Below are 19,975 nucleotides of genomic sequence, written 5' to 3'. Positions count from 1 at the left end.
CATTGATCGACAAGGAAAGTCCAGGTGAGCATCAATCTCGATCAGGCACTGCAGACCTTCATCGTCGAGGCCCGCGAACTGCTGCAGGCCATGGAGCAATCCCTGCTGCAGTTGGAAAGCGACCCCGGCGACCAGGATGCCATCGGCGCGATTTTCCGCGCCGCGCACACCATCAAGGGTTCCGCCGGATTGTTCGGCCTCGCGCCGATCGTGGGGTTCACGCATATCGTCGAAGACGTGCTCGACCGCCTACGCGACGGCAGTGTGGCAGTGGACGCTGCCTTAATCGCGCTGCTGCTCAAGTGCGGCGACCATATGCTTGAACTGATCGACGTGATTGCCAGCCGCGGTGAGGCGCCGACCCCAGCCGCGCTGGAGCGCGGTGAGACCTTGCGCGAGGCGCTGAGCGACTATCAGCCGCTGCGCACCGCCACTGCCGACGTCGTACCTGCTGCGGTGGACGACGACCCGGGGGCCGAAGTGCTTTGGCATATTTCTCTGCGCTTTGGCGTGGAGGTGTTCCGTAATGGCATGGACCCGCTGTCGTTCCTGCGTTACCTCGATACGCTGGGGCACATGGTGCAGGTCACCACCCTGACCGACAACATCCCTGCCCTGGAGAGCTGGGACCCGGAAAGCTGCTACCTGGGCTTCGAGATCGACCTGCGGTCGACGGCCAGCCATGCCACGCTCAACGAAGTGTTCGACTTCGTGCGCGACGACTGTGACGTGCACATCCGCGCGGTCGACGAAACGCCGGAAAGCAGCGTCGCCATCGGCATTGACTTGATCGCACAAGCCGAGCAAGGTCCGGCTCCCGCCTCGCCCCAGCGCCTGCCGGCGAACAGCGAGGCGAAAACCCGCGACGGCAGTTATGTGCGGGTCAACGCCGACAAGCTCGACGAGTTGATCAACCTGGTCGGCGAATTGGTGATCGCCAGCGCCGGCGCAAGCCTGTTGGCGCGTTCCTGTAACAACGACCCGCTGCAGGAGGCCACCTCGACGGTGTCGGGGCTGGTGGAAGAGATCCTCGATGGCGCCCTGCACCTGCGCATGATACCCATCGGCGACACGTTCAACCGCTTCCGCCGCGTGGTGCGCGATGTCAGCCAGGAACTGGGTAAGGACATCGAGCTGATCATCAGCGGCGCGGAAACCGAGCTGGACAAGACCGTGGTAGAGAAGATCGGCGACCCGCTGATGCACCTGCTGCGCAACGCCATGGACCACGGTATCGAAAGCGCCGATGTGCGACGTTCGGCGGGCAAGTCGAGCAAGGGCCATCTGAGCCTCAATGCTTACCACGACTCCGGAAGCATCGTCATCGAAATCGCCGATGACGGCGCCGGGCTCAACCGCGACCGCATTCTGGAAAAAGCCCAGGAACGCGGGCTGGTGGCCAGCGGCGCTGTGCTCACCGACCAGGAGATCTACAACCTGATCTTCGAAGCGGGGTTCTCCACCGCCGAGGCCGTGACCAACCTGTCCGGGCGCGGCGTCGGCATGGACGTGGTCAAGCGCAATATCACCTTGTTGCGCGGCACCGTCGACCTCGACAGCCGTCCCGGCCAGGGCACCGTGGTGCGCATTCGCTTGCCGCTGACCCTGGCGATCATCAATGGGTTCCTGGTCGGCATCGACCAATCCACCTACGTGATTCCCCTGGACATGGTCCAGGAATGTATCGAGCTGGATGAACACCAGCGCCAGTCCAGCCGCGACACGGGCTATCTGGACCTGCGTGGCGAGGTGTTGCCGTTGGTGCACCTGCGTGACCACTTCAGCCATGAAGGCCCCGTTGCCCGACGCCAGAATGTGGTGGTGGTGCGCTACGCCGAGCATAAGGCCGGGCTGGTGGTGGATGACCTGCTCGGTGAGTTTCAGACCGTGATCAAACCCCTGGGCAAGCTATTCGGCGCACTGCGCGGTATCAGTGGCTCGACCATCCTGGGCAGCGGCGCGGTGGCCCTGATCCTGGATGTACCGGCACTGCTCAATCAAATCGTACAAGTGGAAGCCCGCACGTCCCTGGCGCCTCAGTCGCCACCGGTCGTCGCCCGCTGATGTCTTTGCAATTCCATGGAGGTTCTCCGATGAAATGGTTCTACGATCTTAAAATTTCCACCAAGCTGATCAGTTCGTTCCTGGTGGTACTGGCGCTCACCGGGGCCATGGGCGGCTTCGCTATCCTTCAACTCGGTGCCGTCAACCATGCCGCCCAGGACATCAAGAGCAACTGGATGCCCTCCATGCGCGCAGCGGCAGGCATGCGTTTTTATGCCGCCAACTATCGCTTGAAAGAATACCGCCACATCGGTAACGAGATGGCCGAAGAAAAGGCCCAGGCCGAACGCGAAGCCAGCGAGGCGCGCCAGCAGTTCGAAACCCGCATGCAGACCTACGAGCAATTGGTGTCGAACGATAACGATCGTCAACTGCTGCTCAGCGTGAAAAGCGCATGGGACACCTACATTGCGACCAGCAAGCAGGTCCTGGAGTTTTCCCGCCAGAACCAGGAGGCTCAGGCGCGCAGTTTGCTCATGGGGGAATCCAAAGGGCATTTCGATGAGGTGACCAACCGCCTGCAGAAAATGGTCGAGCTCAATGACGCCGGCGCGACTGCCGCGGGTGATACGGGCACGGTGCTGTATGAAAGCTCACGCGTGTCGATCATCGCGGTACTGGTCGCGTCCCTGTTGATCGGTCTGGGCCTGGCGATATTCATCGCGCGGATCATTTCCCGCCCATTGCGCCAGGCGGCGAGTGCCGCCGAGCAATTGGCCGAAGGCAACCTTAACGCGCACATCGAGCCAGGTGGCAAAGATGAAACCGGCATGGTGCTCAACGCCATGCGCAACATGGTCGGCAAGCTGGCACATATCATCGGCGAAGTGCGTAACGCCTCCGATAACCTCGCCAGCGCCTCCGAGCAGGTCAGCGCCACCGCGCAATCGATGAGCCAGGCCACCAGTGAGCAGGCCGCCAGTGTCGAGGAAACCAGTGCGTCGGTCGAGCAGATGAGCGCCAGCATCAACCAAAACACCGAAAACGCCAAGGTCACCGATGGCATGGCCAGCAAAGCTGCCAAGGAAGCCACCGAGGGCGGCGAATCGGTACAGCAGACGGTGGTGGCGATGAAGAAAATCGCCCAGCGCATCAGCATCATCGATGACATCGCCTACCAGACCAATCTGCTCGCGCTCAATGCCGCCATCGAGGCCGCCCGCGCCGGCGAGCACGGCAAGGGGTTCGCCGTGGTAGCCGCCGAAGTGCGCAAGCTGGCCGAACGCAGCCAGGTGGCCGCCCAGGAAATCGGGGAACTGTCTTCCAGCAGCGTGGACATGGCCGAGAAAGCCGGCAAGTTGCTCGACGAAATGGTGCCTTCCATCAACAAGACGTCCGACCTTGTGCAGGAAATCAGTGCGGCGTCCGAAGAGCAGGCCGCCGGTGTCGCCCAGATCAACACGGCGATGACCCAGCTCAACCAAGTGACCCAGCAAAACGCCTCGAGCAGCGAGGAACTGGCGGCCACGGCCGAAGAAATGAGCAGCCAGGCCGAGCAACTGCAACAGGCCATGAGTTTCTTCGTGCTGGATTCAGCGTCCAAGGCCGCGGTGCAAAGCAACAGCGTGGACGGCCCCGGCAGCACGCCCAACCGTCAGCCGCCACGCACTAAACCAACGGCGCCGCGCAAGGCCTTCGCCTACACCATGGCCAGTGCCCCGGACGAATCGGATTTCACCCGCTTCTGATCGCACGATCGATGCGGGCCTACAAGGGAGAGTAGTGACATGGGCGCAGTAATGACGACTCGGCAGACCGCGGTGGCGGTCGATGAGGATGCGCAGTACCTGACCTTCATGCTGGGCGGCGAAATGTTCGCCATCGGCATCCTGGGGATCAAGGAAATTATCGAATACGGTAGCCTGACCGTGGTGCCGATGATGCCCGCTTTCGTGCGCGGGGTAATCAACCTGCGCGGCGCAGTGGTGCCGGTGGTGGACTTGTCGGCGCGCTTTGGTCGGGCCAACTCAGCGATCACCCGGCGCTCCTGCGTGATCATCATCGAGGCGAGTACCGAGGACGGCCAGCCACAGGACATCGGGCTGCTGGTCGATACGGTGTCTGCCGTGCAGGAGATCCCGACCACGCAGATCGAACCGCCACCGAGCTTCGGTGCGCGAATTCGCGCGGATTTCATCAGTGGCATGGCCAAGGTCGACGGCAAATTCGTGATCGTGCTGGAAGTGGACAAGGTGCTGTCCATCGACGAGATGTCCAGCCTCGCCGAGGCCGGCCAGGCGCCAGCCCCTGACCTCGACCCGCGTTGAGGCTCGATCATGTCAGACACCGTCTCCATCGACGATCGTGAATTCGGTCAGTTCCAGACCTGGCTGTACCGCGCGGCCGGCATCAACCTGTCGCCGGCCAAGAAAGCCTTGGTGGCCGGTCGCCTGTTCAAGCGCCTCAAGCACTATGAGCTGCAGAGCTATGGTGAGTATTTCAAGCTGATCATGAATGACCAGCGCAAGGGCGAACTGCAGGTTGCGCTGGATTTGCTGACCACCAACGAAACCTATTTTTTTCGCGAGCCCAAGCACTTCGACTTCCTGCGTCAGCACGTGCTACCCCAGGCCACGCCGGGCCGGATGTTTCGCGTGTGGAGCGCGGCCAGTTCCACAGGTGAAGAGCCCTACAGCCTGGCGATGACCCTGGCCGAAAGTCTCGGCACCACGCCCTGGGAAGTGATCGGCTCGGACATCAGCTCCCAGGTGCTGGCCAAGGCCCGCACAGGGCATTACTCAATGGAGCGCATCGAGACCTTGCCCCAGCCGCTGCTGGTCAAGTACTGCCTCAAGGGCATGGGGCGCCAGGAGGGCACCGTCTTGATCGACAAGGCCTTGCGCAGCCGCGTCAATTTTGTCCAGGTCAACCTTAACGAAGCGCTGCCGGCCCTGGGGGAGTTCGAGGTGATCTTCCTGCGCAACGTGATGATTTATTTCGATCAGCAGACCAAGCGCCAGGTGGTCGCGCGCCTGCTGCCGCTGCTCAAATCCGGTGGTTACTTGATCATCAGTCACTCCGAAAGCCTCCACGGTGTCAATGACACCTTGAAGCTGGTGGCGCCATCGATTTACCGCAAGCCATGAAAAAGCCTGTCGGTACGACCGAAGTGGTATTGGCACCTGGCCAAGTCAGCTTTGCGACGCAGCCGACGCGCCTGCGTACCTTGCTCGGCTCCTGCGTGGCGATCACCTTTTGGCATCCGCAACTGCGGATCGGCGGCATGTGTCACTTCATGCTGCCGGGGCGCCTGCGCAATCATCAGCCCCTGGATGGCAGGTACGCCGACGAAGCCTTGGAACTGCTGCTGCGCCACGCAAAGATCAATGGCACGCATGCACGTGATTACCAGGTCAAGTTGTTCGGCGGCGGCGAGATGTTTCCTGATTTGCAGCGCCGCCTGCCGACGCAGGACGTGGCCAGCCTGAATGTTCGCGCGGCACTGGCCCTGGCCGAGCGCTATCACCTGCACCTGACCGCCCAGGACATGGGCAGTACCGGTTACCGCACGATCATGTTCGACCTGTGGAACGGCAACGTCTGGGTTCGGCACCAACCAATGGGAATAGTTAAAGAAGATGCCTACCAAAAAAATCAGTGTGTTGCTGGTCGATGATTCGGCCGTGGTGCGCCAGGTACTGCTGGCGATTCTCAGCGACACGCCGGATATCCACGTCATGGGGGCGGCTTCCGACCCGATTTTCGCCATGGACAAACTCGCCCGGGAATGGCCGGATGTGATCGTGCTGGACGTCGAAATGCCGCGCATGGACGGCATCACGTTTCTCAAGAAAATCATGAGCGAGCGGCCGACGCCGGTGGTGATCTGTTCGTCGCTGACCCAGAAAGGCGCGGAAACCTCCCTGCAGGCGCTGTCGGCGGGTGCGGTGGAAATCATCACCAAGCCCTCAACCGGCTTAAAGAGTTTCCTGATTGAGTCGGCGGCCGAGTTGGTGGCAGCGATCCGGGCCGCAGCGAACTCCAACGTCAGGAACCTGGGAAAGCGCAGCGTCAGTCCGCCAATGACCCCACCCAGCAAGCTCAGTGCCGATGCGATCCTGCCCGCCGCCAATGGCCATGCCATGGCCCAGACCACCGAGCGTATCGTCGCCATCGGCACCTCCACCGGCGGCACTCAAGCGCTGGAAGCCGTGCTGACGGCACTGCCGCGAGTGTGCCCGGGTATGGTGATCGTGCAGCACATGCCCGAGAAGTTCACCGCTTCGTTCGCCGAGCGTCTCAACAGCGTGTGCGAGATCGAGGTGCGCGAAGCGCGCAACAACGACCGTATCCTGCCTGGCCTGGCCCTGATCGCCCCTGGCGGCAAGCACCTGATGGTCACCCGCAGCGGTGCCTATTATCACGCTCAGGTTATCGATGGACCGCTGGTCAACCGCCATCGGCCTTCCGTGGATGTGCTATTTCGTTCAGTGGCCCGGTTCGCCGGCAGGAATGCCACCGGCATCATCATGACGGGCATGGGCGACGACGGCGCGCGCGGGCTCAAGGAAATGCTCGAGGCCGGGGCCGCCACGGTCGCCCAGGATGAAGCCAGTTGCGTGGTGTTCGGCATGCCCAAGGAAGCCATCAAGCTCAACGCCGCTCAGCGCATCATGGCGCTGGAGGATATTTATCGGGCGATCCTGCATAAGTGAGGGGGCAGGGTTACGTGGCGGGTGTGTAGGCAGGTGGTTTGAGGATGTTGGCGCTATCGCTATCGCAGGCAAGCCAGCGCCCACAGTGGACCGTGTTTCAGGTGTGGGATGGGAGGTGAGTCGTTATTCCGCCGACAAGCCACTTTTCTACAGGCGAAAAAAAAGACCTTGAATTTCAAGGTCTTTTTTTAAGATGGTGCCCCGAGGGAGAATCGAACTCCCACTTCTTTCGAAAACGGATTTTGAATCCGCCGCGTCTACCAATTCCGCCATCAGGGCTCAATGGCGGCGAAGTATAGAGATGAGATTACCGTTGGTCAATCACGTTTCATGGTCAATTTTCACTATTTCCGCTAGACTTCCCGGCCCTGCTAGACGAACCCCATCATGCGCGTTGCTGACTTTACTTTTGAGCTCCCTGATTCGCTGATCGCTCGCCACCCTTTGGCCGAGCGTCGCGCCAGTCGACTGCTGACCCTGGACGGGGTGAGCGGTGCCCTCGCACACCGTCAATTCACTGATTTGCTTGAGCATTTGCGCCCAGGCGATCTGATGGTGTTCAACAATACCCGGGTAATTCCGGCGCGGCTGTTTGGCCAGAAAGCTTCCGGCGGCAAGCTGGAAATTCTGGTGGAGCGGGTGCTGGACAGCCATCGTGTGCTGGCCCATGTGCGCTCCAGCAAGTCGCCGAAACCGGGCTCGGTCATCTTGATCGATGGCGGTGGCGAAGCCGAGATGGTGGCGCGTCATGATGCGCTGTTCGAGCTCAGGTTTGCCGAAGAAGTGTTGCCATTGCTGGAGCGCGTCGGCCATATGCCGTTGCCGCCTTATATAGATCGCCCCGACGAAGACGCGGACCGCGAGCGCTATCAGACGGTGTACTCCCAACGCCCTGGCGCCGTGGCTGCGCCGACGGCCGGGCTGCATTTCGACCAGCCGCTGCTGGATGCGATTGCCGCCAAGGGCGTCGAGACGGCTTATGTGACCCTGCACGTGGGGGCCGGTACGTTTCAGCCGGTGCGTGTGGATAACATCGAAGACCACCATATGCACAGCGAGTGGCTGGAAGTCAGCCAAGGCGTCGTCGACGCGGTTAACGCGTGCAAGGCGCGCGGCGGGCGAGTGGTGGCGGTGGGTACCACCAGCGTGCGTTCGCTGGAGAGTGCGGCGCGTGGTGGCGTGCTCAAGCCGTTCAGTGGCGACACCGATATCTTTATTTACCCAGGCCGGCCGTTCCATGTGGTCGATTGCCTGGTGACCAACTTTCATTTGCCGGAATCCACGCTGTTGATGCTGGTGTCGGCATTTGCCGGTTACCCGGAAGCCATGGCCGCTTATCAAGCCGCCATCGCTAACGAGTACCGTTTTTTCAGCTACGGTGATGCGATGTTTATCACCCGCAATCCGGCGCCGCGCGGCCCAGAGGAACAATCATGAGTCGTATGTCGTTTGAATTGTTGGCCACCGATGGCAAGGCCCGTCGTGGTCGCCTGACCTTCCCGCGTGGCACCGTGGAGACCCCAGCTTTCATGCCGGTTGGTACCTACGGCACCGTTAAAGGCATGATGCCGCGCGACATCGTCGCCACCGGCGCCGAGATCATCCTCGGCAACACCTTTCACCTGTGGCTGCGCCCGGGCACGGAAGTGATCAAGAAGCATGGCGACCTGCATGACTTCATGAAGTGGCAAGGCCCGATCCTCACTGACTCCGGTGGTTTCCAGGTGTTCAGCCTGGGCGCCATGCGCAAGATCAAGGAGGAGGGTGTGACCTTCGCCTCGCCGGTGGACGGTTCCAAGGTGTTCATGGGGCCGGAAGAGTCGATGCAGGTGCAGCGCGACCTGGGCTCCGACATCGTGATGATTTTTGACGAGTGCACGCCGTACCCGGCTGATGAAGACGTCGCGCGGACCTCCATGGAGTTGTCGTTGCGTTGGGCCCAGCGTTCGAAGAATGCCCACGGCGACAACACGGCGGCGCTGTTCGGTATCGTCCAGGGCGGTATGCATGAAAGCTTGCGCAAACGCTCGCTGGAAGGCCTCGACAAGATCGGCTTTGACGGCCTGGCAATCGGCGGTTTGTCGGTGGGCGAGCCCAAGCACGAGATGATCAAGGTACTGGATTACCTGCCGGGCCTGATGCCCGCTGAAAAACCTCGTTACCTTATGGGCGTTGGCAAACCGGAAGATCTCGTAGAGGGTGTGCGCCGCGGTGTGGACATGTTCGATTGCGTGATGCCAACCCGAAATGCCCGCAATGGGCATCTGTTCATTGATACAGGCGTGCTGAAGATCCGTAACGCGTTCCATCGCCATGATGATTCGCCGCTGGATCCCACCTGTGATTGCTACACCTGCCAGAACTTCTCCCGGGCTTATCTGCACCATCTGGACAAGTGCGGGGAAATGCTGGGTAGCATGTTGAATACCATCCACAATTTGCGTCACTACCAAGTCCTGATGGCTGGTTTGCGCGAGGCTATTCAACAGGGTACATTGGCCGCCTTCGTCGATGCCTTCTATGCCAAGCGCGGGCTCCCTGTGCCGCCTTTGGACTGAGTTTTCCGATCCTAAGATTCACTATTTGCAACTGGAGTGCTAAATGAGCTTTTTTATCTCTAACGCCATGGCTGACGCCGCTGCGCCTGCTGCTGCCGGCCCTATGGGCGGTGGTTTCGAGTGGATTTTCCTGGTCGGCTTCCTGGTCATCTTCTACCTGATGATCTGGCGTCCACAGGCCAAGCGCGCCAAAGAGCAGAAGAACCTGCTGGGCAGCCTGCAGAAAGGTGACGAAGTTGTGACCACCGGCGGCATCGCTGGCAAGATCACCAAGGTTTCCGATGCTTTCGTGGTTCTGGAAGTCTCCGACACCGTAGAAATGAAGTTCCAGAAGGGCGCCATCGCTGCCACGCTGCCAAAAGGCACGCTCAAAGCGATCTAAGTAACAACCTTTACCAATCGACGGGGCGCGCAAGGCGCCCCGCGTTATAAGCGGGCGGCGTGATGCTGAACAAATACCCTCTGTGGAAATACGTACTGATCCTGGCGGTGCTGGCGATCGGGTTTATTTATTCCGCTCCCAATCTCTATCCTGATGACCCTGCGATCCAGATCTCTGGCGCCAGCACTTCGCTGCAGGTCAATCAGGCTGATCTGGACCGTGCGAGCAAAGCGCTGACTGACGCGGGCATTCAGGTTAAAGCGGCAACTTTGGCGGCTGGTTCGAAAGGCGGCTTGTTGCGCCTGACCAAGCAAGAAGACCAATTGCCGGCTAAAGATGTCGTGCGCAAGGCCATGGGTGACGACTACGTCGTTGCACTAAACCTGGCACAGACCACGCCACAATGGCTGCGCAGCATTGGCGCGCACCCGATGAAGCTGGGTCTGGACTTGTCCGGTGGTGTGCACTTCCTGCTGGAAGTCGACATGGACAAAGCCCTCGACGCCCGCCTGAAAGTCTACGAAGGCGACGTGAAGAGCCTGCTGCGTAAAGAGCGCCTGCGTTATCGCAGCCTGCCGCAGCTCAACGGTGCCATCCAGCTGGGCTTCTCTGACGAGGCTTCCCGTGAACAGGCCCGTGCGCTGATCCGCAAGAACTTCAACGATTTCGATATCGTACCGGCTGACCTCAATGGCCAGGCTGTACTGCGTCTGGCGATGAGCCCGGCCAAGATCGCGGAAATCCGCGAATACTCCATCAAACAGAACTTGACCACGGTACGTAACCGCGTCAACGAGCTGGGTGTGGCTGAGCCGATCGTTCAGCGCCAGGGTGCCAACCGCATTGTGGTTGAGCTGCCCGGCGTGCAGGACACCGCTGAAGCCAAGCGTATCCTGGGTAAAACCGCCAACCTGGAGTTCCGCCTCGCGGCTGAGTCGGGTGCTACCCGCGCCACTTCCGAAGAGTTCGAGTTCCGCGAAGGCAATCGTCCTCCAGCGCTGATCGAGCGTGGCTTGATCATCACCGGTGATCAGGTGACCGACGCCAAGGCGGGTTTTGGCGAGCACGGTACCCCTGAAGTGAATATCCACCTGGATGGCCACGGCGGCGAACTGATGAGCCGCGCCACGCGCAGCAACGTCGGTCGCAGCATGGCGGTGATCTTCATCGAGCAACGCCCGGTTACCACCTATACCAAGCAAATGGTCAACGGCGTCGAGAAAGACGTGCCGGTACAGACCTTCAAGGAAGAAAAGAAGATCATCAGCCTGGCGACCATCCAGTCGCCGCTGGGTGCTCAATTCCGCATCACCGGCCTGAACGGTCAGGGTGAATCCTCGGAACTGGCCCTGTTGCTGCGTGCCGGTGGCCTGGCTGCGCCGATGTACTTCGCTGAAGAACGTACCATCGGCCCGAGCCTGGGTGCCGACAACATCGCCAAGGGTGTCGACGCGGCGTTGTGGGGCATGCTGTTTGTCTCGCTGTTCATCATCGCCATCTACCGTTTCTTCGGCGTCATCGCCACGGTGGCCCTGGCGGGCAACATGGTCATGCTGCTGGCGCTGATGTCGCTGCTGGGTGCTACGCTGACCTTGCCAGGTATCGCCGGTATCGTGCTCACCATGGGTATGGCGGTAGACGCCAACGTGCTGATCTTCTCGCGGATTCGTGAAGAGATCGCCAATGGCATGACCGTACAGCGTGCAATCAACGAAGGCTTCGGCCGGGCATTTACCGCGATTCTCGACTCCAACCTGACCACATTGTTGGTAGGTGGGATTCTCTTTGCCATGGGTACCGGCCCGGTCAAGGGTTTTGCGGTGACCATGTCCCTCGGTATCTTTACCTCGATGTTCACGGCCATCATGGTGACCCGCGCAATGGTCAACCTGATCTATGGCGGGCGTGACTTCAAGAAGTTGTGGATTTAAGGGGCTGCCATGTTACGTACAATCAACTTCATGGGCGTTCGCAAGATTGCGTTCGGCGCCACTGTGCTCCTTACCGTTCTGGCGCTGTTCAGCTGGTTCCACAAGGGCCTCAACTACGGTCTGGACTTCACCGGCGGTACGCTCATTGAGCTGACCTACGAGAAGCCGGCCGACGTTACCGTGGTGCGCAACGAGCTGGTCAAGGCCGGCTATCACGAAGCCGTCGTGCAAAGCTTCGGTGCCACCACCGATCTGCTGGTGCGTATGCCAGGCGAAGACCCGCAACTGGGTCACCAGGTAGCTGAAGCCTTGCAGAAGGTCGGCGGCGATAACCCGGCATCGGTCAAGCGCGTCGAATTCGTCGGCCCACAAGTCGGTGAAGAGCTGCGTGACCAGGGCGGCCTCGGCATGCTGATGGCGCTGGCGGGTATCATGATTTACCTGGCGTTCCGCTTTCAGTGGAAGTTCGGTGTCGGCGCCATTGTGTCGCTGATCCACGACGTGATCGTGACCGTGGGTATCCTGGCGTACTTCCAGATCACCTTCGACCTGACCGTTCTGGCGGCCGTGCTGGCGATCATTGGTTACTCGCTCAACGACACCATCGTGGTATTCGACCGGGTTCGTGAGAACTTCCGCGTACTGCGCAAAGCGACGTTGATCGAGAACATCAATATCTCCACCACGCAGACCCTGCTGCGGACCATGGCGACGTCGATCTCCACCTTGCTGGCGATTGGCGCGCTGATGATCTTTGGCGGCGACAACCTGTGGGGCTTCTCCCTGGCGCTGTTCATCGGCGTGCTGGCGGGTACCTACTCGTCGATCTACATCGCCAACGTGGTGCTGATCTGGCTGAACCTCAACAGCGAAGACTTGATCCCTCCTGCCGCTACCGGCAAGGAGGTCGACGACCGCCCTTGATGGGGTGTCGTTGACTTGCTGTTAGAAAGAAGGCACGAGTATTGAACTCGTGCCTTTTTTTTTGCTCCAAGGCTGGGTGTAGCGCGGATCGTTCGGTCCGTTTGTGATGGTCAGGAGGTTCAACGTGAACAAGTCGTTACTGGTTGGTGCGGTATTGGGTGCTGTCGGTGTGACTGCCGGGGGTGCTGTCGCCACCTACAGCCTGGTAAAAAGCGGCCCTGAGTATGCGCAAGTGCTGGCGGTGCAGCCGGTGAAAACCCAGATCAAAACCCCGCGTGAGGTCTGCAAGGACGTCGCGGTAACCCGGCAGAAGCCGGTGCAGGATCAGCATCAGGTCGTCGGTACCGTGGTCGGTGCGCTCGCTGGTGGCCTGCTGGGCAATCAGGTCGGTGGCGGCAATGGTAAGAAGCTGGCTACCGTAGCCGGCGCGGTCGGCGGTGGTTATGCCGGTAACAAGGTTCAGGAAGGCATGCAGAGCCGCGATACCTACACCACTACCCAGACTCGCTGTAACACTGTCAACGATATCAGCGACAAGGTTGTCGGCTATGACGTGCGTTACACCTTGGATGGCAAGGAAGGCTCGGTGCGTATGGATCGTGATCCAGGCGGCCAGATTCCAGTCGACAAGGAAGGGCGTTTGGTGCTGGGCCAGAACCAGCAGTAATGCCAAGCCTGGTACAGATGCAAAAATGTGTGTGGGTTCAAAAATGTGGGAAGGGGCTTGCCTCCCGATAGCGGTGGTTCAGTCAGCTTATTAGGTGCTGGCCCCTGCAATTGGGGTCAGACCCCCTCCCACAATTGATTTGTGTTGTTGCTGTAGTTACGGCAAGCCTCAAATCCCAGGCATAAAAAAGCACCCATAAGGGTGCTTTTTTGTGTGCGCCAGGCATGGCGCGTTGCGCGCAAGCGCAACCAGTTTGGCTGTGGTGGCCACGCTGGTGACTTGGAGGTGAAAGTCCTCTACACACCCGGCAAGGGGAAGTGTTAGCCAGAGGCAAGGGTGTCGCGGGCGACTGCGAATCTGAAGGAAGCCCGAGGCAAAATGCTGGCCTGACGAACAGGAAGCGGATAGAGGCGGCGCAGCGGGGCAAGGCGGCACAAATCGTCAAAGCCCTATACTTGCACGGAACGCTGTGACGTATATCCGACAGGCATAAGCAGGAAGGTCGCGCGGATTACCCTGGGAGATCTGTGGGTTTGCCACTGTGCTACCGAGCGTCGAGAGGCGACGGGATGAACCTGCAGAAGTCAGCCGAAGCCGTAGTAAGTGACGAATAACCACGTTACCAAGGGCCGAACAGGTTATGCCGCCAGTAGGCGTCGGAGTCTCGTCGGATGCTGAAATGCAGAATATTCTCCAAGAGAAGACTGTTTCCCCATGTCCCGGACGGTATCCGAGGATGACGGCTGACAGGGCAAAAGCACCGGCGGCGTCTGCGACGTGGACGAACGCGGAGCTGGACACGCTGATGGAGCGGGTGCTTGCACCCCCCAACCTGCGGCGTGCTTATCAGCGTGTGGTCAGCAACAAGGGCGTACCGGGTGCCGATGGCATGACGGTCGATCAACTGGCGGACTACACGAAACGGTATTGGCCGATCATCAAAGCTCGGTTGCTGGCCGGCGAGTATCACCCGCAAGGTGTACGCGCCGTTGAAATCCCTAAACCCAAAGGTGGAACGCGGCAACTGGGTATCCCCAATGTCGTGGATCGCCTGATCCAACAAGCGTTGCTACAACAGCTCACGCCGATCTTCGACCCTCTGTTTTCGGACTACAGCTACGGCTTTCGTCCGGGCAGAAGCGCTCATCAAGCCATCGAAACAGCTCGTGATCACGTGGCAGCGGGTCATCGCTGGTGCGTGGAGCTTGATCTTGAGAAATTCTTTGATCGAGTGAATCACGACGTGTTGATGGCCTGCGTCGAGCGTCAAATCGAAGACAAGCGGGTGCTCAGGCTGATCCGCCGCTACCTCGAAGCGGGAACGATGTCGGGTGGAATCGTCAGCCAACGGCAGGAAGGGACGCCGCAAGGCGGCCCGCTCTCGCCGTTGCTGTCGAATATCCTGCTCAACGAACTTGATCGCGAACTGGAACGGCGGGGTCATCGCTTCGTGCGTTATGCCGATGACGCGAACATTTATGTGCGTAGTCGCCGTGCTGGCGAACGAGTAATGGCCAGCGTTGAGCGTTTCCTGAGGCAGCGCCTGAAACTGGCGCTGAACCGGGAAAAGAGCCGGGTGGCAAGGCCGTGGGTCTGCGATTATCTGGGTTATGGGATGAGCTGGCATCAACAGCCGAGACTGAGAGTGGCGACGATGAGTTTGGGTCGCCTGCGCGACCGACTCAGAGATCTGCTGCGCGGAGCGCGAGGCCATAAGATGGCGTATGTCATCGAGCGGATGAACCCCGTCCTGCGCGGTTGGGCGAGTTACTTCAAACTCAGTCAGAGCAAGCGATCACTTGAGGAGCTGGACGGTTGGGTGCGTCATAAGCTTCGTTGTGTCATCTGGCGCCAATGGAAACGGCCCTCTACGAGGGCGCGCAACCTAATGCGCTTGGGGCTCGACGAAGGGCGCGCCTGTAAATCAGCGGTCAACGGTCGCGGTCCATGGTGGAACTCGGGAGCGTCACATATGAATCGCGCTCTGCCGAAGAAGCTGTGGGACAGCCTTGGACTGGTCTCAATACTGGATACGATAAACCGGCTTAATCGCATAACTTGAACCGCCGTATACGGAACCGTACGTACGGTGGTGTGAGAGGACGGCGGCTGCAAAGCCGCCTCCTACTCGATGCCTGCTCGCTTAACGCTTCAGCGAAGCCGGCAGGTGCGGCTGGATCGCGGTCAGCACTGCCTTGAAGCATTTGGTGTTGCCGGCAACCACGTGGCCTTTCTCCAGGAAGTCGTGACCACCGGTGAAGTCGCTCACCAGGCCGCCAGCTTCTTGAATCAGCAGGGCGCCTGCCGCCATGTCCCATTCGGACAGGCCCGACTCCCAGAACGCATCAAAACGACCGGCGGCCACATAAGCCAAGTCCAGGCTAGCTGCGCCAGCGCGACGGATACCAGCGGTCTGGCCAACCAGGGCGCGGAACATGCCCAGGTAGTTTTCCAGGTTGTCCATCTGGTCGTCACGGAACGGGAAGCCGGTACCCAGCAGGGCGCCGTCGAGGCTGGTGCGACCGCTGACGCGCAGGCGACGACCGTTCAGTTGGGCGCCACGGCCACGGCTGGCGGTGAATTCTTCCTGGCGGACCGGGTCCAGCACAACAGCGTGTTCCAGGCGGCCACGGTATTTGCACGCGATGCTCACGGCAAAGTGCGGGATGCCACGCAGGAAGTTCGTGGTGCCATCCAGTGGGTCGATGATCCACAGGTAGTCTTCGCCTTCGCCGCTACCTTTGTGCAGGCCGGTTTCTTCACCGAGAATGCCGTGGGTAGGGTAGGCCTTGCGCAGAGCGTCGATGATTTTCTGTTCGGCGGCGCGATCCACCTCGGATACATAATCCTTGGCGTCTTTTTCGTCGACCTTGATGGTATCCAGGCGCTCGATGGAGCGGAAGATCAATTCACTGGCGCTGCGGGCGGCGCGCAGCGCGATATTCAGCATGGGCTGCATGGATAGGTCACCTAAGGTTGTTAAAGAAAGCCGGGCAGTTTAGCAGAAACTTTCTTCAGGTGAAGGACGACGTTAGCTTTCATGGCATAACCTTAGGCTGTTCTGTAAGATTTGCTTCCCTTTCCCGTGTCCGAGAGCGCCTCCCTTGCTGCAAAACATTCGTGTCGTCTTGGTCAATACCAGTCATCCCGGCAACATCGGTGGGGTGGCGCGAGCCATGAAAAACATGGGGCTGACGCGCCTGGTGCTGGTCGAGCCGCGCCTGTTCCCGCACCACGAGGCCGATGCTCGCGCGTCCGGCGCCAATGATCTCCTGGAAAAAGCCCAGGTCGTTGCCACCTTGGAAGACGCCTTGGTTGGCTGCAACCTGGTGCTCGGCACCAGCGCCCGCGACCGTCGCATCCCTTGGCCGCTGCTGGATCCACGCGAGTGCGGCACCAAAGTGGTGGAAGAGGCCGCTGGCGGCGCTGAAATCGCCTTGGTATTCGGGCGTGAAGATTCCGGCCTGACCAATGAAGAGCTGCAGCGATGTCATTACCATGTGCACATTCCATCAGATCCTGAGTTCAGCTCGCTGAATCTCGGGGCAGCGGTGCAGGTGTTAACTTACGAAGTGCGCATGGCCTGGCTGGCTGCTGAGGGGCAGCCGAGCAAAGTGGAAAAGGATGAAGTCGCATCGACCAAAAGTGGCGAGTTGGCCACCATGGACGAGTTGGAGCGATTCTATGAGCACCTGGAGCAAACCCTGGTGGCCATCGAATTTCTCGATCCGGACAAGCCCCGGCACTTGATGGCGCGCCTGCGTCGCCTGTACGGACGCAGTTCCGTGAGTCGAGCCGAAATGAATATATTGCGTGGCATCCTCACGGAAACCCAGAAAGCGGCCCGTGGCGAGCTTCTTAAGCGGAAGGATTAAAAATGTTCGAGCGTTTGCGAGAAGATATCCAGAGTGTTTTCCATCGTGACCCGGCGGCGCGCAACGCCTTTGAAGTGCTGACCTGCTACCCCGGCATGCACGCGATTTGGATTCACCGCCTGTCCGGCGCGTTGTGGGGCATGGGCTGGAAATGGCTGGCGCGGTTGGTGTCGAACTTTGGGCGCTGGCTGACCGGGATTGAGATTCATCCGGGTGCCAAAGTGGGCCGCCGCTTCTTCATCGACCATGGCATGGGCATCGTGATTGGCGAGACTGCCGAGATCGGCGATGACGTGACGCTCTATCAAGGCGTGACCTTGGGTGGCACAAGCTGGAACAAAGGCAAGCGCCACCCGACACTGGGTGATGGCGTGGTGGTAGGGGCGGGCGCCAAGGTACTCGGCCCGTTCACCGTCGGCGCCGGTGCCAAGGTGGGTTCCAATGCTGTGGTGACCAAGGCCGTGCCGCCTGGCGCGACCGTTGTTGGCATTCCTGGTCGCATCATCGTCAAGCTGGAAGTCGGCGACGAGCAGGAAGCCAAGCGCAAGGCCATGGCCGAGAAGATCGGTTTCGATGCCTATGGTGTCAGCGAAGACATGCCCGACCCGGTGGCGCGCGCCATTGGCCAGTTGCTTGACCACCTACAAGCGGTGGACGGCAAGCTGGAGGGTATGTGCGGTGCGTTGAAGGATCTGGGTAGCCCTTACTGCGCGAAGGATCTGCCTGAGTTGCGCGAGGAAGACTTTGCCGAGATCAAGGACGAAACCGCCGCCACCAAGGCTGGCTGAACGCGTTCCCCTGTGGGGCCTGGCTTGCCTGCGATAGCGGTATGCCAGCTACCCCATGTGGTGCTGATACACCGCTATCGCAGTCAAGCTAGCTCCCCTATTTGATATCCTCTGGCCTTGCAATTTCCGTTCGACCTTGTTGCTGCTGTTCGTCCCCACCCCATCCTGCTATGATTCGCGCGCCGTTTTTACGGCTAATCCTGACTAAAGTACTAGGTCTTATAGTTGACTTAAATACTCGGGAATCGCATACTTGCCCCCATTCTGAAACACCTTGGTACTTGTCCATGAGACTGACTACAAAAGGCCGATACGCGGTGACCGCCATGCTTGACTTGGCCTTGCACGCGCAAACTGGGCCTGTGTCCCTGGCCGATATCTCCGAGCGACAAGGCATTTCCCTGTCCTACCTCGAGCAGCTGTTCGCCAAGTTGCGCCGTAGCAATCTGGTTTCCAGTGTGCGTGGTCCGGGTGGCGGCTATCAACTGTCCCGCGACATGCAGGGCATCCAGGTGGCTCAGGTGATCGACGCGGTCAACGAATCCGTCGACGCGACCAAATGCCAGGGCCAGGGTGATTGCCACGCCGGCGACACCTGTCTGACGCACCACTTGTGGTGCGATCTGAGCCTGCAGATCCATGAGTTTTTGAGTGGTATCAGCTTGGCTGATCTTGTGACTCGCCGTGAGGTGCAAGAAGTAGCCCAGCGTCAGGACCAGCGCCGTTGCAACACCAAGGCGCCGCGTCTGGACAAGATTGAAGCGTCCGCCGTCGAGTGACAGCCGAAGAGCTAACGGCACGCCAGCCAGCCTGATTAGGAGAAAGTCCATGAAATTGCCGATTTACCTTGATTACTCAGCGACCACCCCGGTTGACCCGCGTGTCGCGCAAAAGATGAGCGAGTGCCTGCTGGTTGACGGAAACTTCGGCAACCCTGCCTCCCGTTCCCACGTATTCGGCTGGAAAGCTGAGGAAGCGGTCGAGAACGCCCGTCGCCAGGTCGCCGACCTAGTTGGCGCAGACCCGCGTGAAATCGTCTGGACCTCCGGTGCCACCGAGTCCGACAACCTGGCAATCAAGGGTGCGGCGCATTTCTACGCGACCAAAGGCAAGCACCTGATCACCACCAAGATTGAGCACAAGGCTGTCCTCGACACCATGCGCCAACTGGAGCGTGAAGGTTTCGAGGTGACCTACCTTGAGCCAACCACCGACGGTATCGTCACCCCAGCGATGATCGACGCCGCGATGCGTGAAGACACCATCCTGGTTTCCGTGATCCACGTGAACAACGAAATCGGCACCATCAACGACATCGCGGCCATCGGCGAGTTGACCCGTTCCAAGGGCATCCTGCTGCACGTCGACGCTGCTCAGTCCACCGGCAAGGTCGACATCGATCTGTCGAAACTGAAAGTCGACTTGATGTCGTTCTCTGCCCACAAGACCTACGGCCCGAAAGGCATCGGCGCCCTGTACGTGAGCCGTAAGCCACGTGTGCGCATCGAAGCCGCCATGCACGGCGGCGGTCACGAGCGCGGCATGCGTTCTGGCACTTTGGCGACCCACCAGATCGTTGGCATGGGCGAAGCCTTTCGCGTAGCCAAGGAAGACATGGCTGCCGAAAACGTGCGCATCAAGGCACTCAGCGATCGCTTCTATAAGCAGGTCGAGAACCTTGAAGAGCTGTACGTCAACGGCAGCATGACCGCCCGCGTACCGCACAACCTGAATTTGAGCTTCAACTATGTCGAAGGCGAGTCGCTGATCATGGCGCTCAAGGACCTGGCGGTTTCGTCCGGTTCGGCCTGCACCTCGGCCTCGCTTGAGCCTTCGTATGTTTTGCGCGCCCTGGGCCGCAACGACGAACTGGCGCACAGCTCTATCCGCTTTACGTTCGGCCGCTTCACCACCGAAGAGCAAATCGACTACGCCGCGCAGAAAGTTTGCGAAGCCGTCAACAAGCTGCGCGTTCTGTCGCCGCTGTGGGACATGTACAAAGACGGTGTCGATATTTCCAAGATCGAGTGGGCGGCACACTAACTATAGAAGCCGCCACCCCAGCTCTGTAGGAACGTGGCGGAAAACGCAGGCGTTTCTACAGGGTTCCAGAGCGGCCCTGATGAGTGAG

18 protein-coding genes and 1 tRNA gene are annotated in these 19,975 nt (G+C 60.0%); 17 read left to right on the top strand and 2 right to left on the bottom strand.

Annotated features, from left to right (window positions below):
- Nucleotides 1-24 precede the first annotated feature (24 nt).
- From AACY36_RS06280 to AACY36_RS06255, 6 genes are read left to right on the top strand one after another with little or no spacing between them, the layout of a single operon-like run.
- On the top strand, nt 25-2,064 hold the full coding sequence (locus tag AACY36_RS06280; RefSeq protein ID WP_339427493.1) for a chemotaxis protein CheA: 2,040 nt from the start codon (nt 25-27) through the stop codon (nt 2,062-2,064).
- Between the two features lie 29 nt (nt 2,065-2,093).
- A complete protein-coding gene (locus AACY36_RS06275) occupies nt 2,094-3,752 on the top strand; it encodes a methyl-accepting chemotaxis protein (RefSeq protein WP_339420650.1) in 1,659 nt (552 codons plus the stop codon).
- A 39-nt stretch (nt 3,753-3,791) separates the two neighbouring features.
- Nucleotides 3,792-4,331, top strand: coding sequence for a chemotaxis protein CheW (locus AACY36_RS06270; protein ID WP_339420649.1), 540 nt, complete (start codon nt 3,792-3,794; stop codon nt 4,329-4,331).
- A 9-nt stretch (nt 4,332-4,340) separates the two neighbouring features.
- Nucleotides 4,341-5,150 carry a CheR family methyltransferase gene (locus AACY36_RS06265; RefSeq protein WP_339420648.1) on the top strand — a complete coding sequence of 270 codons (810 nt, stop codon included), beginning with the start codon at nt 4,341-4,343 and terminating at the stop codon, nt 5,148-5,150.
- Nucleotides 5,147-5,680, top strand: coding sequence for a chemoreceptor glutamine deamidase CheD (gene cheD / locus AACY36_RS06260; protein ID WP_339420647.1), 534 nt, complete (start codon nt 5,147-5,149; stop codon nt 5,678-5,680). Before AACY36_RS06265 ends, cheD begins: the two co-directional genes overlap by 4 nt.
- Nucleotides 5,643-6,719 (top strand): protein-glutamate methylesterase/protein-glutamine glutaminase, encoded by a 1,077-nt coding sequence (locus AACY36_RS06255; protein ID WP_339420646.1) that lies wholly within the window; start codon nt 5,643-5,645, stop codon nt 6,717-6,719. Before cheD ends, AACY36_RS06255 begins: the two co-directional genes overlap by 38 nt.
- A 194-nt stretch (nt 6,720-6,913) precedes the next feature.
- Here AACY36_RS06255 and AACY36_RS06250 read toward each other — a convergent pair.
- Nucleotides 6,914-6,998: transfer RNA gene (locus tag AACY36_RS06250), tRNA-Leu, on the bottom strand.
- Between the two features lie 108 nt (nt 6,999-7,106).
- Between AACY36_RS06250 and queA the strand changes: the two genes are divergently transcribed.
- The 7 genes from queA to ltrA all read left to right on the top strand — a co-directional run bounded on the left by queA (nt 7,107) and on the right by ltrA (nt 15,243).
- Nucleotides 7,107-8,156 (top strand): tRNA preQ1(34) S-adenosylmethionine ribosyltransferase-isomerase QueA, encoded by a 1,050-nt coding sequence (gene queA, locus AACY36_RS06245; protein WP_339496822.1) that lies wholly within the window; start codon nt 7,107-7,109, stop codon nt 8,154-8,156.
- 5 nt (nt 8,157-8,161) lie between these two features.
- Entirely contained in the window at nt 8,162-9,277 is a 1,116-nt protein-coding gene (gene tgt, locus AACY36_RS06240; protein ID WP_339420694.1) for a tRNA guanosine(34) transglycosylase Tgt, read from the top strand.
- Between the two features lie 43 nt (nt 9,278-9,320).
- Nucleotides 9,321-9,659, top strand: coding sequence for a preprotein translocase subunit YajC (yajC, locus tag AACY36_RS06235; RefSeq protein WP_003175975.1), 339 nt, complete (start codon nt 9,321-9,323; stop codon nt 9,657-9,659).
- Nucleotides 9,660-9,721: 62 nt separating this feature from the next.
- Nucleotides 9,722-11,590: a protein translocase subunit SecD gene (gene secD / locus AACY36_RS06230; protein ID WP_339420644.1), complete on the top strand. Its 1,869-nt coding sequence runs from the start codon at nt 9,722-9,724 to the stop codon at nt 11,588-11,590.
- A 9-nt stretch (nt 11,591-11,599) separates the two neighbouring features.
- Nucleotides 11,600-12,514 (top strand): protein translocase subunit SecF, encoded by a 915-nt coding sequence (gene secF / locus AACY36_RS06225; RefSeq protein WP_339420643.1) that lies wholly within the window; start codon nt 11,600-11,602, stop codon nt 12,512-12,514.
- 124 nt (nt 12,515-12,638) lie between these two features.
- Nucleotides 12,639-13,181, top strand: a complete 543-nt coding sequence (locus tag AACY36_RS06220; protein WP_339420642.1) for a glycine zipper 2TM domain-containing protein — start codon at nt 12,639-12,641, stop codon at nt 13,179-13,181.
- Between the two features lie 640 nt (nt 13,182-13,821).
- Entirely contained in the window at nt 13,822-15,243 is a 1,422-nt protein-coding gene (gene ltrA, locus AACY36_RS06215; protein ID WP_339421384.1) for a group II intron reverse transcriptase/maturase, read from the top strand.
- Nucleotides 15,244-15,324: 81 nt separating this feature from the next.
- On the opposite strand, the gene suhB is transcribed toward ltrA, so the two are convergent.
- A complete protein-coding gene (gene suhB, locus AACY36_RS06210) occupies nt 15,325-16,140 on the bottom strand; it encodes a type III secretion system regulator SuhB (protein WP_003175971.1) in 816 nt (271 codons plus the stop codon).
- 145 nt (nt 16,141-16,285) lie between these two features.
- On the opposite strand from suhB, the gene trmJ reads away from it, so the two are divergent.
- The 4 genes from trmJ (at nt 16,286) to AACY36_RS06190 (ending at nt 19,887) form a co-directional block, all read left to right on the top strand.
- Nucleotides 16,286-17,056, top strand: coding sequence for a tRNA (cytosine(32)/uridine(32)-2'-O)-methyltransferase TrmJ (gene trmJ, locus AACY36_RS06205; RefSeq protein WP_065874520.1), 771 nt, complete (start codon nt 16,286-16,288; stop codon nt 17,054-17,056).
- A gap of 2 nt (nt 17,057-17,058) precedes the next feature.
- Nucleotides 17,059-17,844 carry a serine O-acetyltransferase gene (cysE, locus tag AACY36_RS06200; RefSeq protein ID WP_339420552.1) on the top strand — a complete coding sequence of 262 codons (786 nt, stop codon included), beginning with the start codon at nt 17,059-17,061 and terminating at the stop codon, nt 17,842-17,844.
- A gap of 287 nt (nt 17,845-18,131) precedes the next feature.
- On the top strand, nt 18,132-18,623 hold the full coding sequence (iscR, locus tag AACY36_RS06195) for a Fe-S cluster assembly transcriptional regulator IscR (protein WP_065874522.1): 492 nt from the start codon (nt 18,132-18,134) through the stop codon (nt 18,621-18,623).
- Between the two features lie 49 nt (nt 18,624-18,672).
- Nucleotides 18,673-19,887, top strand: coding sequence for an IscS subfamily cysteine desulfurase (locus AACY36_RS06190; protein WP_339420553.1), 1,215 nt, complete (start codon nt 18,673-18,675; stop codon nt 19,885-19,887).
- The last annotated feature ends 88 nt before the right edge of the window (nt 19,888-19,975 follow it).

The sequence above is a fragment of the Pseudomonas sp. EA_15y_Pfl1_P101 genome, from assembly GCF_963970835.1.
GTDB classification, from domain to species: domain Bacteria; phylum Pseudomonadota; class Gammaproteobacteria; order Pseudomonadales; family Pseudomonadaceae; genus Aquipseudomonas; species Aquipseudomonas tritici.
The sequence above is the reverse complement of the archived record's forward strand: the minus strand, read 5'-3'. Positions and strand labels throughout refer to the sequence as shown.

Bases quoted from the DNA above. Each gene is read 5' to 3' on its own strand.
- ltrA (WP_339421384.1), top strand. From the start codon at position 13,822: ATGCCGCCAGTAGGCGTCGGAGTCTCGTCGGATGCTGAAATGCAGAAT.
- AACY36_RS06270 (WP_339420649.1), top strand. From the start codon at position 3,792: ATGGGCGCAGTAATGACGACTCGGCAGACCGCGGTGGCGGTCGATGAG.
- queA (WP_339496822.1), top strand. From the start codon at position 7,107: ATGCGCGTTGCTGACTTTACTTTTGAGCTCCCTGATTCGCTGATCGCT.
- AACY36_RS06255 (WP_339420646.1), top strand. From the start codon at position 5,643: ATGCCTACCAAAAAAATCAGTGTGTTGCTGGTCGATGATTCGGCCGTG.
- yajC (WP_003175975.1), top strand. From the start codon at position 9,321: ATGAGCTTTTTTATCTCTAACGCCATGGCTGACGCCGCTGCGCCTGCT.
- cysE (WP_339420552.1), top strand. From the start codon at position 17,059: ATGTTCGAGCGTTTGCGAGAAGATATCCAGAGTGTTTTCCATCGTGAC.
- cheD (WP_339420647.1), top strand. From the start codon at position 5,147: ATGAAAAAGCCTGTCGGTACGACCGAAGTGGTATTGGCACCTGGCCAA.
- AACY36_RS06190 (WP_339420553.1), top strand. From the start codon at position 18,673: ATGAAATTGCCGATTTACCTTGATTACTCAGCGACCACCCCGGTTGAC.
- secF (WP_339420643.1), top strand. From the start codon at position 11,600: ATGTTACGTACAATCAACTTCATGGGCGTTCGCAAGATTGCGTTCGGC.
- suhB (WP_003175971.1), bottom strand. From the start codon at position 16,140: ATGCAGCCCATGCTGAATATCGCGCTGCGCGCCGCCCGCAGCGCCAGT.
- AACY36_RS06265 (WP_339420648.1), top strand. From the start codon at position 4,341: ATGTCAGACACCGTCTCCATCGACGATCGTGAATTCGGTCAGTTCCAG.
- AACY36_RS06275 (WP_339420650.1), top strand. From the start codon at position 2,094: ATGAAATGGTTCTACGATCTTAAAATTTCCACCAAGCTGATCAGTTCG.
- tgt (WP_339420694.1), top strand. From the start codon at position 8,162: ATGTCGTTTGAATTGTTGGCCACCGATGGCAAGGCCCGTCGTGGTCGC.
- iscR (WP_065874522.1), top strand. From the start codon at position 18,132: ATGAGACTGACTACAAAAGGCCGATACGCGGTGACCGCCATGCTTGAC.
- secD (WP_339420644.1), top strand. From the start codon at position 9,722: ATGCTGAACAAATACCCTCTGTGGAAATACGTACTGATCCTGGCGGTG.